Here is a 19225-nt window from a genome sequence, read left to right as displayed (position 1 = left end):
TATTTGAGAACATTATGATTATTTTAGACAAGGTTTCCAAACGCTACCAAACGCGCAATAAATCGTGGTTTACGGCGGTGGAGCCGACCAGTTTGGAAATTAAAGCCGGCGAAATTTTCGGCTTGATGGGCTATTCCGGTGCGGGCAAATCGACTTTGCTGCGGCTGATTAATCTGTTGGAGCGTCCGGATTCCGGCAAGGTTTTGGTCGGCAATCAGGATTTGATGGCGCTCAATGGCGCTCAATTGCGCCAAGCGCGGCAGAATATCGGCATGGTGTTTCAACAGTTTAACCTGTTGAGCAACCGTACGGTGGCGGATAATGTGGCTTTTCCTTTGGAAATCGCGGGTTGGCCGTCTGAAAAAATACGTGCGCGGGTGATGGAATGTTTGGAAATTGTCGGTTTGCAGGAACGTGCCAGTCATTTTCCCGCCCAACTTTCGGGCGGACAAAAGCAGCGTGTCGGCATTGCCCGCGCGTTGGCACCCAATCCGCAGGTGATTTTGGCAGACGAGCCGACTTCTGCGCTTGATCCGGCTACCACCCGCAGTGTGTTGGAATGCTTGGAAGATATCAACAAACGTTTCAACGTGACCATCATCATCGTCACCCACGAAATGAGCGTTATCCGCCGTTTGTGCGACCGTGCTGCTTTACTGGACAACGGCCGCCTGCTGGAAGTAGTAGAGGTGAACAACAACCAAATTCATGCCCAATCGGAAATCGGGCGCGAACTGATTCGGGAGGATTGAGATGGCTGATTTGACTTTTTCCAAAGCCCTCGCCACCATCAGCGGCATGAAAGGCGAGATTTACCAAGCCTTGGGCGAAACTTTTATCATGGTCGGTTTGTCCACGCTGTTTGCCGTGGTGTTCGGCACATTATTGGGCGTATTGCTGTTTGTCACTGCCAACCGCCAGCTGCATTACAACAAGCCGCTGAATTTTGTGCTGGATAATTTGGTCAACTTAATGCGCGCGTTTCCGTTTGTGATTTTGATGATCGCGCTGATTCCAGCCACCCGCGCCATCATCGGCAGCACCATCGGCCCTTATGCCGCCTCGTTGGTGTTGAGCGTATCCGGTCTGTTTTATTTTGCCCGTTTGGTTGAGCAAAACCTGCGCGAAGTGCCGCGCGGCGTGATTGAAGCGTCTATCAGCATGGGCGCGACACCACTCACCATTATCCGCAAAGTGCTGCTCAACGAAGCACGTGCCGGCATGGTTTCCAGCATTACCGTATTGTCCATCGGCCTGCTCTCTTACAGCGCGGCGGCCGGCATGATCGGCGGCGGCGGTTTGGGCGATTTGGCCATCCGCTACGGCTATTACCGCTACCAAACCGAAGTCATCATCTTCATCGTGGCGATTTTAGTGCTGATGGTGATTGCCATGCAGGGGCTGGGCAACTGGATTTCGCGCCGCCTCGACAAACGATAGAAGGATTCTTTATAAAAGCTGTCTGAAAAATCATTAAGCTTTTTTCAAGCGGCATGTTATGATTTCTGCCACATACATTTGGAGTATTATTATGAATATAAACAGCGTATTGAAAACCTTTTCGGCCGCCGCGCTGGCCCTGGCTTTGGCCGCTTGCGGCGGTCAAAAACAAGAAGCCGCACCAGCCGCTTCTGCCGCTCCACCGGCTGCTGACAACACCACCGTCAAGAAAGAAATCGTCTTCGGCACCACCGTCGGCGACTTCGGCGACATGGTGAAAGAGCAAATCCGACCAGCTTTGGAAAAACAAGGCTACACCGTAAAATTAATCGAATTCACCGATTACGTGCGCCCTAACTTGGCCTTGGCCGAAGGTGAAATCGACATCAACGTCTTCCAACACAAGCCTTACTTGGAAGATTTCCGCAAAGAACATAAATTAGACATCGTCGAAGCCTTCCAAGTACCGACCGCACCATTGGGTCTGTATCCGGGCAAACTTGCCTCACTCGATGATGTGAAAGAAGGCAGCAGTGTTTCCGCACCGAACGACCCGTCCAACTTCGCCCGTGCATTGGTAATGTTGAACGAGTTGGGCTGGGTAAAACTGAAAGACGGCATCAACCCATTGACCGCCTCTAAAAACGACATCGCTGAAAACCTGAAAAAAATCAAAATTGTCGAGCTGGAGGCCGCACAATTGCCACGCAGCCGCGCCGATGTTGACTTTGCGGTAGTAAATGGCAACTACGCCATGAGCAGTGGCATGAAATTGACCGAAACCTTATTCCAAGAGCCAAGCTTTGCCTATGTAAACTGGGCAGCCGTGAAAACCGCCGACAAAGACGCACAATGGCTCAAAGACGTAGAAGCCGCCTACAATTCGGAAGCATTTAAATCCTACGCCAAACAACGTTTTGCCGGCTACAAATACCCTGCCGTATGGGGCAGCCAAGCGGATGACGAAGCCAAAATAGCAGCCGCTACCGCTGAAGCTGCTTCAAAAGCGTCAGCCGCATCTTCTGCTTCTGCCGCACAATAATTTGATATTCATGCTTAATTGAATATGAGATGAGTGAATAAAGGAAGGCCGTCTGAAAGATTGTACTTTCAGACGGCCTTGTTTATTGAGTAATACCTTTAGGCAATTCAGCCAAATTTAACTAAGGGGCTGACGCAGATTAGCCCCAAACACCACACCATTTCCGCAGCATTTCAAGCTGCCCGGACGGTACACCAAAGTTAAAGCGAAACCCGCATTCTTTCAAGGACAGCGGGAAAGGTTTACGGCCAACCCATTATATTTGCGCAAGACGCACTTCGCCCGGTTCCAACAATTTCCAATGCCGCCGATAGGGTTTTGACGGTCTGCAAAAAGCTGTGAACGGTTGAGCGTCGACGCGCGAACCTGCCCCGCATCAAACACGCCACAGTTCCTGTCACTACCGGTATAAACAATGCTGTCAGGTGTTGTTTGCTGTTTGACAACCGGAAATAAGGCATCCTTTCCGTTATTCCCCGCAACGGCGGTACCGACCTTTCCCTGCTGCTTTAAGATGCCGGATACAGCCGCTTTCCCTGCTGCCGCACGTCCGCGTTTACCCTTACGCCGACCGCCGAATAACCTTCGTCCGACCCGGTAGGGCCTCTGAAAACCCCGCCGGCTTCCTGCGCCAAATGACAGGCAGCCGCTTGGCGGGTTTTGCGATAGGCTAACATAGCCCAACCGGGTTGGATACCCAGAATATCAGCGGCTGCACGGGCTGTGGCTTCCGGTACGAAAAACCGGAGGAGTTTTCTTTGGGCATCCTTTGTTAATTTGCAATTGGTTATCTTTATTTTTGCAGTCTGACATGACTGCTAGTCTACTTCAGCCCCAATAATTAAGGAAAATCACATGAAAAGACCATTATGCGGACTATCTCTATTACTTTATAGCAGGTTGCACCATGTTGTTTTCCAGCTTTTATCAGCCACTTTCCGATAATGCCGCGGAATGGCGGTTGCATAAATGGACAAATAATTTAGATAAAAATTCCAATTTAAAAACTTATGCCATACAATATTATGCCATACAATATTTAGACAAACTGGATAACGATTTTCGTCAATATGGAATAGATCCTGTTGGAGGCTACTATAGTAAATATAGGGAAATAAACAGTCTTGCTGAAGGATTTCCCTGTTTAGAAGAAAAAGGCCGGCATCACACAGCAAGACCGATTTGTCTTGTCATGCGTTTGAAATTTGATGATCCGCTTTGCGTCAAATGGCGTGAAGAAAGAGGGTATCAAAATACCTTCTGCCCCAAAACACCGTATAATAAATAGTTTTCAGAATGAAATGAAAAAATTACTATACGGATGATCACCATTATTTTTAACTGGTTGCGCTATATTATTCCCTAGTTTTATCAAGAGATTGCATAAATGGGCTAATCCTATCAATATAAAAAAAAGCAGTTGGGTACTCAAATTTATTAAGAATAAACATAATGATTTCCGACAATGCGGTTTAGATCCTTTTGGGGGTTTCTCAAAACTAAACAGCTATGCAGAAGGAGTTCTCTGTTTGGAAGAAAAAGGCCAATATCACGTCGACGGCCCGACTTGTTTATACGATTGGACGCAATTTGATGGCCCGCCATGCGTCAAATGACGTGCGGAAAGAGGCCATTACAATGCCTCAAGACCAAATTAAATTAGCCATCAAGTCAAAATGATGCTGATTCATTACACCGGGTTATGAAAATAATAAAGCACCTCTCGGCAGTACCACCTACGCTATCTTAAGAGAAGGCAGCATTGAAAATAAATTACCCAAACCCAAAACAATAGTTATTAAGCAAAAAGGAATGCAGTCAATTGCATTCCTTTATCTTTCGGACCGGCTTTGTCAGGTCACCATCTATTAAGCACGTTTGCCGGCCGCAAGGTTTAATTTACCATAGCCGTTTTTGCTGCTGAAATCACTGCCTGATTTGTGTTTGCCTTTGAAATTTGGGCCGCTATTCTTGAAGCCGTCGGATTTTTTAAAGCCTTCGCTGCGCGATTTGAAACCGTCTTCACTGCGTTCGCTGCGCACTTTTCCGCCGAAACTGCCTTCATTGCGTGATTTAGATTTGCTACCTTTGCGATCGCCGAATTTTCGGTCATGGTCGCCATAGCCGCCTTTAACGTTTCTGCCTCCGTGGCCTTTCGGTTTGCTGCCGAAAGATTTTCGCTTACGGGTCGGCTCCATGCCTTCCACAGTTACTTCGTTTAATTTGCGGTCGATGTATTTTTCGATTTTATGAACTTTGATGTATTCGTTCACTTCGGCAAACGTTAGGGCAATACCCGTGCGGCCTGCTCGACCGGTACGTCCGATTCGGTGCACATAGTCTTCAGCCTGTTTCGGCAAGTCGTAGTTAATCACATGGGTAATCGTCGGTACATCGATACCGCGTGCAGCCACATCGGTTGCCACCAGAATTTTGCAACGGCCTTTACGCAAATCCATCAAAGTGCGGTTACGCCAGCCTTGCGGCATATCGCCGTGCAAGCAGTTGGCCGAAAAGCCTTTTTCATATAACTCATCAGCCAATACTTCGGTCATGGCTTTGGTTGAAGTGAAAATCACGCATTGGTCGATATTGGCGTCACGCAAAATATGGTCGAGCAAGCGGTTTTTGTGGCGCATATCGTCGCAATACAATAACTGCTCTTCAATTTTACCCTGATCATCAACACGTTCTACTTCAATTACTTCCGGATTTTTGGTTAATTTACGCGCCAATTTACCGACTGCACCATCCCAAGTCGCGGAAAATAACAAAGTTTGACGATCTTCAGGTGTGGCTTCAACAATGGTTTCGATGTCGTCAATGAAACCCATGTCGAGCATACGGTCTGCCTCATCAAGGATCAGTACTTCCAAGCGGTCGAAGTCGATTTTGCCGCTGCTCATCAAATCCATCAGACGGCCGGGAGTGGCTACCACCAAATCGACAGGTTTGCTCAAGGCTCGGGTTTGGTAACCGAAAGATGCACCGCCAACGATGCTCACCGTGCGGAACCAGCGCATGTTTTGCGCATAGGTCAATGCATTTTTCTCAACTTGAGCCGCCAGTTCTCGGGTTGGTGTTAACACCAAAGCTCGGGGGCCTTTGCCGGTTTTCCCGCTGCGTTTGGTCAGGCGTTGCAAGGATGGCAGCAAAAATGCGGCAGTTTTACCCGAACCGGTTTGTGCCGAAGCCATAATGTCGCGGCCTTCCAAAGCCACCGGTACAGACTGCGCCTGAATCGGCGTCGGCAATTCGTAGCCGGCACTTTGCAGCGCGGACAAAATATTTTTATCGAGATTCAAATCAGCAAATTTGATAGACATAATTATCCTAAAAACACAACAACAACTTCCGACTGAATCAATCAGACGGCCTGAAGCAAAGGATAAGTAACGAAAATGAAGTTACAAGGTTGTCGCAAGCCTCTGGCTTGTAAGTTAACATCGACGACAACCTGCAAATATGCCTGAAAGAAAGCAAAAAGATATAAAACGCGGCAGAAAAACCGGTTAGTTAGGTTTGAAGACGATGGCTTCATAAATAAACGAATGGCGGATAATACAGACTTCGCCATATCCGGTCAAGCACGAATACGTTAATCGGCGTAAAATGGCTTTTTTGTTAGCAGGCCGTCTGAAAAATGACCGATATCACACCATTCGCTAACCGCTTGGGCAAAAACATCAAACACCTGATAAAATGGGCCAAACGGAACCATATTGAGGCATGGCGTATTTATGACCGCGACATTCCGCAATTTCCCTTTGCCATCGACGTATATGGCAGCCATGTCCATTTACAGGAATACGACACCGGCTGGCTGATGCAGCCGGAAGAATACGAAACATGGTTGTGTGGCGTTTTGGAAGCAGTTGGCTTTGTTACCGGTTTTGCGCCCGAACAAATCCACCTCAAGCGCCGCGAACGCCAAAAAGGTACACTTCAATACGAGAAAACCGGCAAATCAGGCAAAGACTTTACCGTCAGCGAACACGGCCGCCGCTTTTGGGTTAATCTCGACAAATACTTGGATACCGGTTTGTTTCTCGACCACCGCAACACACGAAAAAAAATCGGCGACAGCGCACGGGGCAAACGCTTTTTAAACCTGTTTTCCTATACCGGCAGCTTTACGGTTTATGCGGCAACAGGGGGCGCAGTCAGCAGCGAAACCGTCGATTTATCCAATACGTACCTTGATTGGGCGAAACGTAATTTCGAATTGAACGGTGTCGATTCGGCGGCACACCGAATCGTGCGCGCCGACGTGTTCCAATACTTGAAAACCGCCGAAGCCGAAAACAAAAAGTTTGACCTGATTGTGATGGATCCGCCGAGCTTTTCAAACAGCAAAAAAATGCTCGATGTCCTCGACATCCAACGTGACCAAATGACCTTGATTCATGGTGCCATGAAGCTGCTCGCTTCAGACGGCGTGATGTATTTTTCGAATAATCTGCGCAGCTTTGAATTAAACCCGGAAGCGGGTGAAAAATATGCCGTGAAGGATGCGAGCAAACAATCCGTCCCCGATGATTTTCGCAACAAAAAAATCCACCAATGTTGGGAAATTCGCCACAAACAAGCATTCAGACGGCCTGACAAACCATAGGCCGTCTGAAAAAAAAACAGTTTACTGATTCAGGAGGATAGCATGCCCGAACTCGGATTGATTTCCCGCAATAAAATGTTCAACGGCTACCAAGAGCGCTACCGTCATACTTCGAGCGTAAACGGCTGCGACATGACGTTCAGCATTTATCTGCCGCCGCAAGCGCTGCAAGGCTATCGCGTGCCGGTTGCATACTGGCTCTCCGGCCTGACCTGCAACGACGAAAACTTCACCCAAAAATCCGGCGCACAACGTTTCGCCGCCCAATGGGGCATTGCCTTGGTGATGCCCGATACGTCGCCACGCGGCGACAACGTGGCTGATGACGAAGGCGACGACTTAGGCAAAGGCGCAGGTTTTTATGTGAATGCTACGCAAGCCCCTTGGGCAGAGCATTACCGAATGTACGATTACATTACAGAAGAATTACCTGCTTTAATTGAAACCCACTTCCCCGTAACCGACAAACGCAGCATTTTCGGCCATAGTATGGGCGGCCATGGTGCCCTGCAAATCGCTTTGAAAAACCCCGGGCGATACGCCGCCGTTTCCGCATTCGCACCGATTGTGAATCCGAGCGAAATACCGTGGGGACAAAAAGCCTTTACCGCCTATTTGGGTAATGACCAAACCGCATGGAAAGCCTATGACAGCACCGCCCTTATTCAGGCGGCCGCAAAAAAATTACCGATTCTGATCGACCAAGGCGATGCCGACCCGTTTTATCCGAAAGAATTACAGCCGGAAAATTTTGTCAACGCAGCACGCGGCAACGGATTTAACGTTCAATTCAAAAAACGTGATGGTTATGACCACAGCTGTTTCTTCATCGCCAGCTTTATCGACAGCCATATCGAATTTCACGCCGAAGCACTAGGGCTGTAACCCGCCGCTCCAACCTTTTGCAAAGGCCGCCTGAGAAGTCCAGATAACTTTTCAGACGGTTTTTTCTAATTGCAACTACATCTTAATTTATTTTAAATGCATAACCATTTTTAACTTTCAAACAGCCCGTATTTGTCCGAATGTTAAGAAAAATAGGCAACTCATTGTAATAACAATACTAATATGATAATATACGTTTATAATTTAATTGATTTAAATCAATAATTATTCTTATATAAATCGACAAAACCACCTGACCGAAATAAAGTTACATTACTGCCCACGTTAACTTGAAGGAAAGCAAAATGAGTACTCAGTGCAATACCAACGGTAAAGTGATTTTATGGACAACCTTAATCGGCGGTTTCATCAGTTCCTTAGTCAAATGGGGTTCTGAAGTCAATATGCCACCACGTATGCCGGGAGAAATTTCGCCTCCTGGTGCCAATATCGATGCTTGGCTCGGCTGGCTGGGCGTCAATCAGTATTCTTTGGATTATATGTTCCAAGGCAACAGCATTTTAGGTGCGGTTACGCTTTATCACTGGCTCTTCAGCTTTGTGTTTGCGTTTGTTTATGTGGTCGGTTCGATGTATTGGTTGAAAATGCGCGCGTGGTACGGCGCGTTATACGGCATCATCATCACCGTAGTCATGCACGGCGCCTTGATTCCGATGTTCGGCTTCCGCTACCCCGCGTATGCGTCCGAAGGGGTCAACGGCTGGCTGTGGAACTTGAATGCAGCCGAATTATGGAGCGAATTTTTAGGCCATATTTACTGGTCGGTTTCAATTGAGATTTGTATGATTGCCGTATTGGCACACTTCGCCCGTCCTATTTACGGCGTATGGTGGAAAGATTAATGATTTGATTTAACGGATTGAAGGCCGTATGAAAAACCAACAGAGCTTTTCAGACGGCCTTTATATACCAGATTAAGTTGAAAACCCAAAATCCTATAAATCCCCTCCGACGTACCCCGCCGGATTTAAGACAAGTAGACAGCACATTCCCTTGAGCTCAGCCAAAGCGCCATGAATGGGCGGAAACGATGTGGAGACATTCATAAAGTTACCGAAGCACACAAAAACACCGCCCAACCTTGTCTGCTTGGAAAAAACGGCAAGCATTAACCGGAAGGCCTGCCACCTAAAGCGATGATCAAAGTCCAATGACTGCCAACAAGTTTATCTTGACGGAACCGGTACAGATACTTATCCGTACCGATCACATGGCAGGGCCTTAAGAGACCGACAAGTCTAAAATACCATTGACGGCAGACGCCATGAAAGACCATTGCTTGCTGCCGCCCAAGCAGAGGCAATAAGCCCATTGCTCCGATGCCCGGCAGAACACCATAATCAATACATTCTTTGAAGCATGCTTTAAAGAACATCTTTTACCGTCACAGAATGAACAGTCCGTCACCATCATGGGCAATGCCCGCTTTCCCCGCATGGGCAGCTTGCAAGAACCGGCCCAATCGTTCGGACACATCATTCTTCCCCTGCCACCTTATTCTCCTGATTTAAATCCGATTGAAAAGACATGGGGAAATATCAAAAAACACTTGCGTAAAGCCTTACCGGTTTATGAGACATTTTGGGCGGCTTTGTTGTCTTAGTTTTGGATTTAATTAACTATATATTGCGATATATTGCGCCCCATGAAAGGGTATTTTTAACCAACGTAAATCCCCTTTTGTTATAATCGGCATTCTGATTTAAATTTGATCACACGGAAAGTTGCCATGTCCCGAATTGCCGTCCTGTCCGACCACCTTGTCAATCAAATCGCTGCCGGCGAAGTGGTCGAACGGCCTGCCAATGCGCTGAAAGAAATTGTCGAAAACAGTATCGATGCCGGCGCGACAGTTATTGATGTCGAGCTTTCCGGAGGCGGCATCCGCCTGATTCGCGTCACTGATAACGGCTCAGGCATTCCCGCTGACGACATCGAATTAGCCTTACACCGCCACGCCACCAGTAAAATCAAAAGTTTAAACGATTTGGAACACGTTTCCAGCATGGGTTTCCGCGGCGAAGGCTTGGCCAGCATTGCATCCGTATCGCGCTTGACCTTAACCAGCCGCCAAGCCGACAGTACACATGCCAATCAAGTAAAAGCAGAGGACGGCAATGTCAGCGAACCGGGCTTTGCCGCACATCCTGTCGGCACCACCATCGAAGTTGCCGAACTTTTCTTCAACACGCCCGCGCGGCGCAAATTTCTCAAATCGGAAAACACCGAATACGCTCATTGCGCCACTATGCTGGAACGCTTGGCTTTGGCACATCCGCATATCGCATTCTCACTCAAGCGTGACAGTAAAACCATCTTCCACTATCCGAGTCAAAACCTGAACCAGCGTATCGCCGCCATTGTCGGCGATGATTTTCAGGCGGCTTCGCTGGAAATCGACAGCGGCAACAGCACATTGCGTTTATACGGCTCGATTGCCAAACCGACCTTTGCCAAGGGCAAAACCGACAAACAATATTGCTTCGTCAACCACCGCTTTGTCAAAGACAAAGTCGTTATGCATGCGGTGAAACAAGCTTACCGTGATGTGCTGCATAATGCGCTGACACCGGCTTTTGTATTGTTTCTGGATTTGCCACCGGAAGCAGTGGATGTCAACGTGCATCCGACCAAAACCGAAATCCGTTTCCGCGACAGCCGGCAGGTTCATCAATTAGTGTTCCACACGCTCAACAAAGCCTTGGCCAACACCCGCGCCGACCAAACGGAAAGTGTGACCAACGCAGGCGGTATTCTGCACGATATGCTCGGTGCAAACAGGCCGTCTGAACAGCAGAACGGTAACGGTATCGGCAAGGCATTGCCTGAAAGCCTGAATCATTCTGAAAAGCAAGTTATGAACGGAAATTATACCGATATTGTACGCTCGAATGTTTCAGACGGCCCCGGTCATTTCCCAGGCAAAACCGCACCTATGCCCTATCATGCCACAAGCACACCGCAGCAGCGTTCCTTATCCTTGCGCGAAAGCCAGGCCGCGATGAACACCTACGCTGAATTGTTCAGACCCACAGATCCCGACGGCGACATCGAGCTGGCACAATTTGAGCAGGCCCGTTTCGGCAACGCTGCCGACATCGGCTACCCACTTGCTACACCAACGCAAAACCACCTTTCAGACGGCCTGTCCCGCACTGAAACGCCACCGCTGGGCTTTGCCATCGCCCAATTACTGGGTATTTACATTCTGGCCCAAGCCGAAGACAGCTTACTGCTGGTCGATATGCACGCCGCCGCCGAACGTGTGAATTACGAAAAAATGAAAAGCCAACGCAATAATTCGGGCAGCCTGCAAAGCCAGAGGCTGCTGATTCCCGTTACCTTTAACGCCAGCCGTGAAGAGTGCGCCACACTCGCCGACCACGCCGGAACATTACAGGCATTCGGTTTGGATATGTCCGACATGGGCGGTAATACCATCGCCGTACGCGCCGTACCGAATATGCTGGGTAAAGCCGATGTCGCCGCACTGGCCAAAGACGTATTGCACGAATTGGCGCAAACCGGCGCGAGCCAAACCATTTCTGCGCAAGAAAACCAAATTCTGGCTACCATGTCGTGCCACGGTTCCGTCCGCGCAGGCCGCCGGCTCACTGTTCCCGAAATGAACGCCCTGTTGCGCGACATGGAAAACACGCCGCGCAGCAACCAATGCAACCATGGCCGCCCGACTTGGGTGAAACTGACTTTGAGAGAATTGGACGCGTTGTTTTTACGCGGGCAGTAATGAATTGATTGTGAATGAAGAAAGGCCGTCTGAAAGCTGCTGCAAATCTTATGCAACATTATTCAGACGGCCTAAAAGGTTAACAATTTCAGCTATTAGACATCAAACCCATGCAGGAAATATGGCACACCGCCGTTCCATTTCACCAAATGGTCGCCTTTACCCAGCAGTTTTTCCGCACCGGTTTCGTCCAAAATAATTTTCGATTCGGTTGATTTCTGAACGCTCAAGGCAATGCGTACCGGCAGATTGCTGCGCAGCGTACCGTCTAAGGTTTGCGCATCGGGGCGTTGGGTCGATAAAACCAGATGAATGCCCGATGCCCGCGCTTTTTCGGGCAGCATCATCAGCTGTTTTTCAATACCGTCATGCTGTTTTTTCAGGTTGGCCAATTCATCGACCACAATTACGCGGTAACGCGGTCTATCCAAATCGGGCAGTTGCTCAAGTTTCTGTACGCCGTGTTTTTTCATCAAGGCGTAACGCCGTTCTGATTCTTCTACTGATTCAATCAGAAATTGATACATCTCTTCATAATCGTCCAAAATCCGTTCTTCCCACAAATCTTCTTCATTTTCAAAGACCAGATAATCGACTTTTTTCGGGTCAAGAATTGCCACTTCCAGCTTGTCTTGCCCTTTGCACAAATCAAACAGGCTGCGCAGCAAGGTGCGGACAAATACCGACTTGCCCGAACCGGTCGTGCCGCCGATTAAGATATGCGGCGCGGCGGCCAAATCGGTAAAACGCGCCTTTCCGTATTCATCCACGCCCAAACACAGCGGCAGGATAAAATCTTCCTGATAAGACTGCATCGCTTCGGCAAATTTCTGCACACCGAGTTTCTGCCATTGCTGCTCAGGCCGCAACAACTTCACATCATAGGCATGACTTTCGTTGTTGTAGCACGGCACAATATGCAGTGCGGTTTCCTTAATGCCCAATTCGGAACACAAACCCTGATGGTATTTATCTAAATCAACATATTTCGCCAGCCGCATCCGGTAAATATCGTAACGTGCACCCTGATGGGTAAATTTCAGCTCCGCCAACGGAATATTCAAACGTTGGAACGCACCGCGCAACCGTTGTTCCTGATGTTCAGACAGCATCGCCTCATCTGCACTCAGGCCGTCTGGAAGCACATTGCCCTTACCCGCATTCTTCACTGCCAAATCAGTCAATTCGTTCAAAAACGCCTGCCGCGCTTCCAAATCCGAATCGGGTTTAAAGCGTTTGCATCCTTCCCAGAGCCTATCCAACTCCACCGCGCCGGTGTGCCATAAAGAAGCAATCAGCGTGTATAAATCGTCTTTGGTGACGGCTTTATCAGGATGGTGTTTAAACAAAATATCGCTCAGCAACACCAACCACAAACGTGAGTAGCCTGGAAAACAAATTTCAAAAGACGGGATTTCCGTACCGCGTGCATCAGGTGCTTTATAGAGTTTGTGCGGACTTTCGGCAAACCCTTTGGCAAAACAATAGCCGATACAGAGCATTGCCCAATCGAAATTATTATCCAACGGCGGCAATGCGCCTGCTGCTGTCAGCTTGTTGCGGATATTTTTGGCTTCCGAACTGGAAATTACCCGCTTGTCGCCCATCAACTTGTGGAAATAATCGGTATCCCACAGTTTGTTGTCATCCAACTGATACATTGTTTTCCCCTTATTCAAAGTAAACGTCAGCGTGAACCCGCGAACAGGCACCTGCACTCTCAAGCGATTCTGCTTCAACCAGGTAAGTACGGCTGATATGCGGCTCTAAGCGGCGGTACACTTCAGGCGTGATTTCGGTATCTTGCGACAACACCACCACCTGTTGTTGCAAGCAGCTCCAGTGATTGAACAAGCCTTCGCGATGTCCTTCGTCCAAACGAGCCAGCGGTGTATCAATCACAAACGGTGCGTTATACCGCGTTACCTCGGCCAAGGCCGACACCAGCGACATAATCAGAATCTGCATCTGGCCTGCCGACAAATCAACGTGCGATTCATAACCGTCACGCCCGAACAAACCCATTCTGCCGCCTGCATCAATACGGATTTTGTCAATCCGCTCATCGTGGGCAATCGTACGATTGATGCGCGTTGCCGCTTCACCGACCTCGTTGACTTTTTGTTTCAACAGCTCTTCCACCAAACGGATAATGACCTTATCCACCATTCCGGCACGTTTGGATTTCAACATCAGCGGATTGCTGTTGCTGATTTGATCCTGCCGGTCTGACACTTCTTTTTGCAGCCGCTGGTATTTCAATTCCTGCTGCTGCACGCTGTTTTTCAGACTGCCTATTTGCCCTGAATATTTTTCAGTTTTTTCATTGGCTTCCTGCAATCTGTTGACCAATTCATCTTTATTCGTCCCTTTCAGCAGCTCAATTTCTGCCGCCACCTGTTTGCGCTCGGTCTCGCGCTTTTCCATTTCAGCCAGCAGATTGCCGAGCAGCTGTTGCGGCATACCGCTCAGGCGGCCGATTTCGTTGCGGATTTCGGCATGGGCATTGACCGACAGATAATTATGCTCTACCGTTTCGGCGCAATCTTTAGGCAGCGGGTAAAACAGTTCTTCCCAGCAGTCTTTGACCGCTTCTTCCAATAACGGCTGCTTTAAAATCATATTGGCCATCTGCCCCAACGCCTGATTGACTTTTTCGCTGCTGACAAAAGCAGTCCAAAAATCATCGACTTTTTCGGCAATCTGATTCTTACCGGCCTCGTGGTGTAAACGGTTTTGCTCTTTTGCCAACTGCTCCTGCAATTCTTTCAGACGGCCTCTGGGCAGAAACGCCAACGGCATGGCTTTTACTGCGGATTTAACCTTATTTTCAAACTCAGCCATTTCTTTTTCCAGCTTTTCGCGCTGGCGCAATAAATCTTCCGATGTGCGGATGTCGCCGCCGCCGAGCTGCACCATCAGGCCGTCCCGCTCCTGCGTCCATGTTTCCCACTGGCTTTGTACCTCGGCAAGTTTCTCCTGTATCTCATGCAAATCCGCTTCGGCAGAAGCCAACTCCCTTTCCGCTTTTTCCAAGTCTTCCTGCATTTTGCGGCTGGCATTTTCCGAAATACATTTTTTGCGGTAATCGCCCAAACTGATACGCAGCTTTTCCAACAAGGTAACGCCCAACAAACCTTTCAGCGCAGTATTCAGCCATAAACCCGTGCCACTTTGTTGTGCCGTCTGAACGATTTTTTCGCCGTCAAAAAAGAAAAACGGCGCGTAATCGATGGGCACGGCAAAAGCATTCAGATATTGCCCGACCAAATCTTCATCAATCACATCGTAATAACCGTTTTTGCTGATTTCAATATGCACTTCGTTTTCATACGGCTTCAGCTTACGGTCATAATCAAAATGCCATTTTCGGCGCACCCGCAAACCTCGCTCGCTATCGCGGTAATGCTGGCGGATTTCAACTTCCAATTCCATCACATACTGGCCGTATTTGATTTCGGCATGATGGTGCAAGGCTGATTTCAAAAATTCGGCATAGCCGCTTTCCTTGGTATTCAGCCCTGCCCGCTGCAAATGGCTGACCGCGTCTTTATCGTAAAGACACAGATACAGGGCTTCGAGTAAAGTGGTTTTACCATGGCCGTTTTGCGCGCCGATTAAAACGATATTTCTGCCGTTTTCAGGCTTGGGAAAACTGAAAAACGCTTGGTCGTAAGATTTGAAATTCCGTAACCGGATTGAGTGAATCCACATAAGTTATTTCCAATATTTATCATTATTAAAAATGCCGTCAAACACCTCGGTCATGCCACGCCTGCGGATACGCTCCTGCTGCTCGCGTTCCCACGCCACCAGTTCGGCCAAAACATCCACCGACACCCCCTGTTCGGCGGCGATTTCCGCCATCAGCTTCTGCGCCTTGGTATCCTGCCACAGCAGCAAATCGGCTACTTCGTCTTGTATGTCATTATTCATGCTTTTTTCCTTGTGTAAGTCTGAATCAGGTCTTCTGCCCAAATCCGTTTGATTAATTCGATTTCTTCTTCACTGATCAATTCATCGCCATAGGCCGTCTGAACGTCCAGCAGTTTCTGCAAAATCATCTGTCGCGCTTCAACCGTAAACGGACCTGGGATGTGTTTGCCGCCTTTGATGGTAATCGTGCCGTTGCGCCGCTCGGCCTGCCGGTATTCTGGTTTATTGCGGATTTCCACCAGCCAGTCACGAAAATCAATCAGCGGCTGGTATTCGGTTTTGCCGACATCGACAAAGCCCTGCAAGCTCTTATCCTTATTGACTACGGTACATGTCCAGCAGCCGAAACGGCTGGAATTGGTGCCGCAACCGGGGGCTTCGTCTTGCGACAATACAATCGGGCATTCTCCACCGGCGGCTTCGCGGTAGAGTTTGATTAAATTGTCGTGCGTACCGCCCCACGGCGGATTGTGGCTCGCTAAAAATTCCCACACATCATCGGTGGTCAAATCGACAATCGGCCGGTACACAAAGGCATTGGCCAAACTGCCGTGCGGGGTCAGGTTGGAATCGGCAATGTTTTGATGGCTTTCAATGCTGGCTTTACGGGCAGAGGATTCGTCTTTGCGTACGCCCAAAATAATGATGGCTGCGCCGTTTTCATTGACTTTTTGCAGAATAAAGCCACTGGTCGGCTGGATTTTCAGACGGTCGGTACACCAGCGCATACTGCGGTTGGGCGACGGGTAACCTTTGCCGATGAGTAATGTCCAAAAGGTTTCATTTAATTTAGGTACAGTCACTTTGCCACTGACGGGCAGCTTGTAAATTTCGGCAGCTTTTAAAATCTTAGCCAGTGTGTTACGCATGTGTTTGACTACCAACGGGCTTTCAACCAAGGTATCGTTTGATACAAAGTGCACCTGCCGTTTACGCATTGACGGCGGCAGTTCGAACAAGGCTTCAAATACCAAATGGGCAACTAAAGTACTATCTTTACCGCCGGAAAAAGTAACTACCCAAGGGTATTGTTGGGCTCCACTCAGGTATTCTTCAATAATGCCTTGGCGTATGGTGTCGGTTGGATTTTCGGTATGAATGGGAATGGCGGTCATAATATCTGATTGCATTATATTTTCTTATTTGAACCTAAAATAAGTTCAAGTTACATTGAACCTAAAATCGGAGCAATGGGAAATTTACGCCAATCCGTCCATTCGACCGAACACACTTGTCTGCGCCATCTCTTTGCCCATCGCCGCTTGGAGCTGGGTTTGACACAGCGTGCGTTGGCAAAACGGTTGGGGGTGGTATCGTCTTTTGTCGGCAAAGTGGAAACGGGTGACCGGCGTTTGGATGTGTTTGAGTTTGTGCAGTATTGCAATGGTTTGGAATGGGAAGCTCCCGAGGTATTACGGGAATTGATTGAAAAATGCACCCAACCGCAGGTTTGGTTTTGAATAAAAATAAAAAAATGCCGTCTGAACATTTCAGACGGCATTTTTTCCGTAGCATTATTCGTAATAAGTAAACTTCGCCCGTTTCACATTACACAAAATCTCGTAGGCAATCGTACCCGCAGCTTCGGCAACTTCATTAATATTGACGGTATCGCCCCATAACTCGACCTCGCAGCCCAAGCCCTCTTGCGCGGCATCGAGTTCGACCGTCATCATATCCATTGACACGCGGCCGATGACGCGGCTGCGTTTGCCCTCAATGGCAACCGGCGAGCCGGTAGAGGCGCGGCGCGGGTAACCGTCGGCATAACCGCAGGCAATCAGACCGACACGAGTGGATTTGCTGGTATAGAAAGTTGCACCGTAGCCGATGGGCGAATGCGGCTGCAACACGCGCTCGCCAAATACGCGCGAAGTCAGGCGCATCACCGGTTTCAAACGCTCATCCGTGCTGCCAAACGGCGACACGCCGTATAAAGCCAGTCCCACCCTGCCCCAATCACGGTACGCTTCGGGTACGTTCAAAACTGCTGGTGAGTTGGCCAGGCTTTCTTCACCTACCAAGCCTTCGCAACCCAAGTCAAAGGCTTCGACCTGCATTTCAGTCATGCCGTTTTCCGGCTCGTCGGCACAGGCAAAATGACTGAATTTGACGATGTCGGCCACATGTTTGCATTGTCTCAATGCAGTGTAGGCGGCGGCGTAATTATGCGGAAAAAAACCGGCGCGGTGCATACCTGAATCCATTTTCAGCCACACGGTGACCGGATTCCGCCATTCATGATGAACCAAACCTTCCAGCTGCCATTGGTTACCCACAGCAGGCCACAATTTATATTTGTCGATATGGGCATATTCGGCCACATCAAATACGCCTTCCAACAAAACGATCGGGTTGCCGATACCGCTTTCACGCAACTCAACCGCTTCTTCCAAAGCCGCTACGGCAAAACCGTCGGCCAAATCTGCCAAGGCATGGGCGCACCGCACCGCACCGTGACCATAGGCGTTGGCTTTAATGACTGCCAAGAGCTTGTTGCCATGAATGTTTTTAAGGGTTTGGTAGTTGTATCTCAAGTAATCTAAGCGGATTTCGGCTTGTAAGGGGCGCATGTTTAGTCCTTTTAATTGAAGAAGTCCAATCGGGAAAATTCGCAGATAAATCTGATTGGATTTCCCAATCCTGCAGCCTTTTCAGCGGTTCTTCGTGCCGATGGCCGATTTTATTATAGGCTGATTAGGCTGTTTTTCAAACACGATAAAATAAATCAAGGCCGTCTGAAAACGGAATGAAATGTTCAGACGGCCTGACCTTCAAGTATAACGTGACAATCCCAAGTCATCGGTGCAGATTTTGGGAAAATGGCCGCCACCGAATCGGCGGTAATGCGGCCTGAACCAAGTGACATGGCCCAGTCCAAGGCGCCATGGCCCGTGTTGGAGAAGAGATTTTTGTATCTGGTCGCCCAATAACAATAATAAGAGGCTGTCAGGCGTCGTCGGACGCAAACCGCTCCAGAATGCCGCTTTAGCCGTATCGCCGCCTTGCAGATACAAATCCTGCACGACCAATGCCAAAGTTTCGCGCCGCTTTTTCGGCAACGTAATTTTATAACCCGACAATTCCGCCATGCAGCCGACACAGATGCGGTTGTTGAAACGGATGATGGCAACCTTGATAGGTTTCGTCCAAAATGTTGGGAAATGGTACCTCATCGCTGGTGGTAATCGGTATAGTGAGCGAATAAACAATAGGCAGATTCAAGCTTAATTTTACCATCATACCGCATCTAAGAGTTGCCCAAGCAGCATATAAAACTGTTGGCCTCAAAATGCTATCTGTTGGCGATACCGGTGGTAATGGTTTGGCCGCGGTGCTTGACACGCTCAATATTGTGCCAGAATTTACACACCGCGCCTTTGCACGCGCATATAATAGTCAAAGAAATTAAAAAAACAGTACAAATCCGCATAAAGTAAAAGAAAAGGGTATCGATGCAGTCAAGCCGCCAATCCTGACGTATTTTCTTAATCCGAGCCCAATATTTTTCAACAGGGTTAAAGTCAGGACGATAAGG

The 19225-nt window shown here is 48.7% G+C and carries 18 protein-coding genes and 1 pseudogene; 10 read left to right on the top strand and 9 right to left on the bottom strand.

Annotated features, from left to right (window positions below; translation table 11 throughout):
- The first annotated feature begins 14 nt into the window (after window positions 1-14).
- The 3 genes from C7N83_RS03590 (at window position 15) to C7N83_RS03580 (ending at window position 2482) form a co-directional block, all read left to right on the top strand.
- Window positions 15-752: a methionine ABC transporter ATP-binding protein gene (locus C7N83_RS03590; RefSeq protein WP_106740747.1), complete on the top strand. Its 738-nt coding sequence runs from the start codon at window positions 15-17 to the stop codon at window positions 750-752.
- 1 nt (window position 753) lies between these two features.
- A complete protein-coding gene (locus C7N83_RS03585) occupies window positions 754-1440 on the top strand; it encodes a methionine ABC transporter permease (protein WP_106740694.1) in 687 nt (228 codons plus the stop codon).
- A gap of 91 nt (window positions 1441-1531) precedes the next feature.
- Entirely contained in the window at window positions 1532-2482 is a 951-nt protein-coding gene (locus C7N83_RS03580; protein WP_170064788.1) for a MetQ/NlpA family ABC transporter substrate-binding protein, read from the top strand.
- Window positions 2483-2621: 139 nt separating this feature from the next.
- Here C7N83_RS03580 and C7N83_RS03575 read toward each other — a convergent pair.
- Window positions 2622-3279 (bottom strand): annotated as a pseudogene (locus C7N83_RS03575) (IS1595 family transposase).
- Window positions 3280-3389: 110 nt separating this feature from the next.
- On the opposite strand from C7N83_RS03575, the gene C7N83_RS03570 reads away from it, so the two are divergent.
- Complete coding sequence (locus C7N83_RS03570; protein WP_106740692.1) at window positions 3390-3770, top strand: hypothetical protein; 381 nt, start codon at window positions 3390-3392, stop codon at window positions 3768-3770.
- A gap of 580 nt (window positions 3771-4350) precedes the next feature.
- Here C7N83_RS03570 and C7N83_RS03565 read toward each other — a convergent pair.
- A complete protein-coding gene (locus tag C7N83_RS03565) occupies window positions 4351-5808 on the bottom strand; it encodes a DEAD/DEAH box helicase (protein ID WP_106740690.1) in 1458 nt (485 codons plus the stop codon).
- 317 nt (window positions 5809-6125) lie between these two features.
- Between C7N83_RS03565 and C7N83_RS03560 the strand changes: the two genes are divergently transcribed.
- From C7N83_RS03560 to C7N83_RS03550, 3 genes are all read left to right on the top strand, one after another.
- Entirely contained in the window at window positions 6126-7097 is a 972-nt protein-coding gene (locus C7N83_RS03560) for a class I SAM-dependent methyltransferase (protein ID WP_106740689.1), read from the top strand.
- A 42-nt stretch (window positions 7098-7139) separates the two neighbouring features.
- Window positions 7140-7982, top strand: a complete 843-nt coding sequence (gene fghA / locus C7N83_RS03555) for an S-formylglutathione hydrolase (protein ID WP_106740687.1) — start codon at window positions 7140-7142, stop codon at window positions 7980-7982.
- Between the two features lie 305 nt (window positions 7983-8287).
- The gene (locus C7N83_RS03550) at window positions 8288-8845 is read left to right on the top strand and encodes a YagU family protein (RefSeq protein WP_106740685.1); all 558 of its coding nucleotides are present in this window, start codon (window positions 8288-8290) and stop codon (window positions 8843-8845) included.
- Window positions 8846-9111: 266 nt separating this feature from the next.
- Here the strand turns inward: C7N83_RS03550 and C7N83_RS03545 are convergent, their stop codons facing one another.
- Window positions 9112-9378, bottom strand: coding sequence for a hypothetical protein (locus C7N83_RS03545; RefSeq protein ID WP_106740684.1), 267 nt, complete (start codon window positions 9376-9378; stop codon window positions 9112-9114).
- Here C7N83_RS03545 and C7N83_RS03540 point away from each other — a divergent pair.
- Both C7N83_RS03540 and mutL read left to right on the top strand, forming a co-directional pair.
- Window positions 9340-9606 carry a transposase gene (locus tag C7N83_RS03540; protein WP_106740682.1) on the top strand — a complete coding sequence of 89 codons (267 nt, stop codon included), beginning with the start codon at window positions 9340-9342 and terminating at the stop codon, window positions 9604-9606. The genes C7N83_RS03545 and C7N83_RS03540 overlap by 39 nt on opposite strands.
- A 126-nt stretch (window positions 9607-9732) precedes the next feature.
- The gene (gene mutL / locus C7N83_RS03535) at window positions 9733-11751 is read left to right on the top strand and encodes a DNA mismatch repair endonuclease MutL (RefSeq protein WP_106740681.1); all 2019 of its coding nucleotides are present in this window, start codon (window positions 9733-9735) and stop codon (window positions 11749-11751) included.
- Window positions 11752-11846: 95 nt separating this feature from the next.
- On the opposite strand, the gene C7N83_RS03530 is transcribed toward mutL, so the two are convergent.
- From C7N83_RS03530 to dndC, 4 genes are read right to left on the bottom strand one after another with little or no spacing between them, the layout of a single operon-like run.
- Entirely contained in the window at window positions 11847-13412 is a 1566-nt protein-coding gene (locus C7N83_RS03530; RefSeq protein ID WP_106740679.1) for an FtsK/SpoIIIE domain-containing protein, read from the bottom strand.
- Window positions 13413-13422: 10 nt separating this feature from the next.
- Window positions 13423-15465, bottom strand: coding sequence for an AAA family ATPase (locus tag C7N83_RS03525; protein ID WP_106740677.1), 2043 nt, complete (start codon window positions 15463-15465; stop codon window positions 13423-13425).
- Window positions 15466-15468: 3 nt separating this feature from the next.
- Entirely contained in the window at window positions 15469-15687 is a 219-nt protein-coding gene (locus tag C7N83_RS03520; RefSeq protein WP_106740676.1) for a DNA modification system-associated small protein, read from the bottom strand.
- Window positions 15684-16802 (bottom strand): DNA phosphorothioation system sulfurtransferase DndC, encoded by a 1119-nt coding sequence (dndC, locus tag C7N83_RS03515; RefSeq protein WP_106740743.1) that lies wholly within the window; start codon window positions 16800-16802, stop codon window positions 15684-15686. Before dndC ends, C7N83_RS03520 begins: the two co-directional genes overlap by 4 nt.
- Window positions 16803-16877: 75 nt before the next feature.
- On the opposite strand from dndC, the gene C7N83_RS03510 reads away from it, so the two are divergent.
- Window positions 16878-17147, top strand: a complete 270-nt coding sequence (locus tag C7N83_RS03510) for a helix-turn-helix domain-containing protein (RefSeq protein WP_106740674.1) — start codon at window positions 16878-16880, stop codon at window positions 17145-17147.
- A gap of 54 nt (window positions 17148-17201) precedes the next feature.
- Here the strand turns inward: C7N83_RS03510 and alr are convergent, their stop codons facing one another.
- Together alr and C7N83_RS03500 are read right to left on the bottom strand one after the other, a co-directional pair.
- A complete protein-coding gene (gene alr, locus C7N83_RS03505; RefSeq protein ID WP_106740673.1) occupies window positions 17202-18260 on the bottom strand; it encodes an alanine racemase in 1059 nt (352 codons plus the stop codon).
- A 201-nt stretch (window positions 18261-18461) separates the two neighbouring features.
- A complete protein-coding gene (locus C7N83_RS03500) occupies window positions 18462-18863 on the bottom strand; it encodes a hypothetical protein (RefSeq protein WP_146135086.1) in 402 nt (133 codons plus the stop codon).
- Window positions 18864-19225: the final 362 nt, after the last annotated feature.

The sequence above is a fragment of the Neisseria iguanae genome (assembly GCF_003013245.1).
In the GTDB taxonomy this organism is placed as follows: domain Bacteria; phylum Pseudomonadota; class Gammaproteobacteria; order Burkholderiales; family Neisseriaceae; genus Neisseria; species Neisseria iguanae.
Note: the sequence above shows the minus strand (reverse complement) of the source record. Positions and strands in the feature narration are given on the sequence as shown.